Origin of the sequence: Pseudomonas sp. PS01303, from assembly GCF_029959385.1 — a bacterium.
In the GTDB taxonomy this organism is placed as follows: Bacteria; Pseudomonadota; Gammaproteobacteria; order Pseudomonadales; family Pseudomonadaceae; genus Aquipseudomonas; species Aquipseudomonas rustica.
The window spans coordinates 1-2327 of sequence record NZ_JASCPK010000296.1 but is presented as its reverse complement, the minus strand read 5'-3'; the positions used below and the strand labels follow the sequence as shown (position 1 = coordinate 2327).

Here is a 2327-nt window from a genome sequence, read left to right as displayed (position 1 = left end):
AACCCCTGTAGGAGCTGCCGAAGGCTGCGATCTTTTGATGTTGCTTTTAAAAAACAGGATCAAAAGATCGCAGCCTTCGGCAGCTCCTACAGGGGGATGTGTCGTGTGTGAATAGAGGTGCACGATCACGTGTGGCTGCGGTCGTACTCTTCACATGGCGCATCACTTGTGGAGATCCAATGAGCCAGGAAGTCCTGACCACCGAAACCAATCGCCGCCAGTTGCAGCAAATCATCGCCGGATTATCCGACGGGGTAATTCTGCTGGAGCGGGATCAGAGCATCCTCTGGGCCAACGAGGCCGCGCTGGCCATGCATGGCGTCAGCCGGATCGGTGAGCTGGGCCACAACGCCGCCGAGTACGCGCAGCGTTTCAACCTGCGTTATCGCAACAACCACACGTTGGCGCCCGAGAATTATCCGATCAGTCGCGTGGCCCGCTGCGAGGCGTTCAATGATGTGCTGATCGAAGTGAATGCGGCGGATGACCCGGAACGCGTCTGGGTACACAGCGTGCGCAGCATGATCCTTACCGATCGCGAAGGGCAGCCTGAGTCGCTGGTGCTGATCATGAGCGACGTCACCGACTGGGCCAACGCTGAGCAGCGTTTCGAAAAAACCTTCAATGCCAACCCGGCGCCGGCGGTGATCTGCCGAATCAGCGACTTGCGCTATATCAAGGTCAATCCGGGGTTTCTGGAGATGACCGGTTATACCCGCGAGCAGGTGATCGGCACCTCAGCTTATGAAATCGACATCTACGAGCAGGCAGAAAAACGCGATCTGGCCATTCAGCGCCTGCGCGATGTCGAGACCATTCCGCAGATGCAGGCTGAATTGCGCTTGCCCGATGGCAGCAGCAAGCAGGTGATCGTCGCCGGGCAACCGCTGGTGCTCAACGACGAAGATTGCATGCTGTTTTCCTTTGTCGACATGGAGCTGCGGCACAAGGCCGAGGTGGCGCTGCGTCAGAGTGAGGAGCGTTTTGCCAAAGCGTTTCGCCTGACGCCGGTGCCGATTCTGATCTGCACGGCGGAGGAGCAGCGGGTGCTCGACGTCAATCAGGCGTTTCTCGATACCCTGGCTTTTGACGGGGACGATGTGCTCGGTAAAAGCGTGACGCAGATTGGTTTTATCGATGACAACGGTGCGCGGTCTCGTCTGCTCGCGGCGCTTGAGAACAGCGGCCGGGTGGATCGGGTGGACGTGCGAGTGCGTACCAAAGATGCCGATTTGCTCGAGTGTGCGCTGTCGGCCGACACCGTGAATATTCATGATGTGCCGTGCTATTTGCTGGTGCTGATGGACATCACCGAGCGCAAGCGTACCGAGCTTGAACTGGTGGCGGCGATTGAAGAGGTGATGAAGGATGCTTCGTGGTTCAGTCGTACGCTGATCGAGAAGCTGGCGAATGTGAAGAAGGTCAATTCGCCGCAATTGCCGAGTGTGTCGTTTACCGACCTGACGGCGCGGGAGCGGGATGTGTTGGGGCTGATTTGTGAGGGACTGGCGGACAAGGAGATCGCCGCGCGGCTGAAGCTGGCGCCGAATACCGTGCGCAATCATGTGGCGACGGTGTATTCGAAGCTGGATGTTCATAGTCGCAGTGAGGCGATTGTCTGGGCGCGCGAGCGCGGGTTGTTTTCGGGGGAATGGCGCGGGCAGCGTTAGGGTGCAAATGCACTAGTTGATCCGGTGCAAATTGAGGTTCTGGTGGGGGCGGGTGGTTCTTAGTCTGGTGGGGTGCGGTGCGTGTCTTTTTTGGCGTGACCGTGTCCCTTCGAAGTAGCTAAAGGAAAAGCCTCAATGATGAATCTTGCGCAGTTGCGCGCTCAGCTTGAGCAGAGTTTTTCGCCGCTGGCGTGTGAGTGTCTGGTGGATGGTGATCATTCGCTGACGGTGAAGCTTTATCACCCGGTGTCTGGGCAGGTGGATCTGGTTGTCAGTGGGTTGAAACTGGATGTGTTGCGCACGGCGGAGTCGGTGGCGGGGTTGATTGAGGAATTGCGTTATGAGTTGGAGAGTAATTCTTTGCGCTCGTCTCGAGATCCCGACTTGGCCTGAGCCCGTGTAGGAGCTGCCGAAGGCTGCGATCTTTTGATCTTTTGATCTTTTGATTATTTGGCTTTGAGGTACATATCCGTTGCTGCGGGGGTTGCTGATTATGGTTTCGCCCTTACGGCGAGTCCCTTTGGCAAACGCCCCAAAGGAACCAAAGGTCTGTGCCCTGACGTCCGGCCCTCGCTAAGGCTCGGGTTCCTTCGCTCCGGGTTCATCCGGGGGCATCGCCTACGGTTTGCTTCGCTGCACCTCCTCTCGATGCTTTCC

Annotated in this window: 2 protein-coding genes; both read left to right on the top strand. The window is 57.6% G+C overall.

Translation table 11 applies throughout. The annotated features are described in order from the left end of the window. Positions 1-179 precede the first annotated feature (179 nt). Positions 180-1670, top strand: coding sequence for a helix-turn-helix transcriptional regulator (locus QMX93_RS30590; RefSeq protein ID WP_282359323.1), 1491 nt, complete (start codon positions 180-182; stop codon positions 1668-1670). A 135-nt stretch (positions 1671-1805) separates the two neighbouring features. Beyond that, complete coding sequence (locus tag QMX93_RS30585; protein WP_053121368.1) at positions 1806-2063, top strand: DUF1652 domain-containing protein; 258 nt, start codon at positions 1806-1808, stop codon at positions 2061-2063. Positions 2064-2327 lie beyond the last annotated feature (264 nt).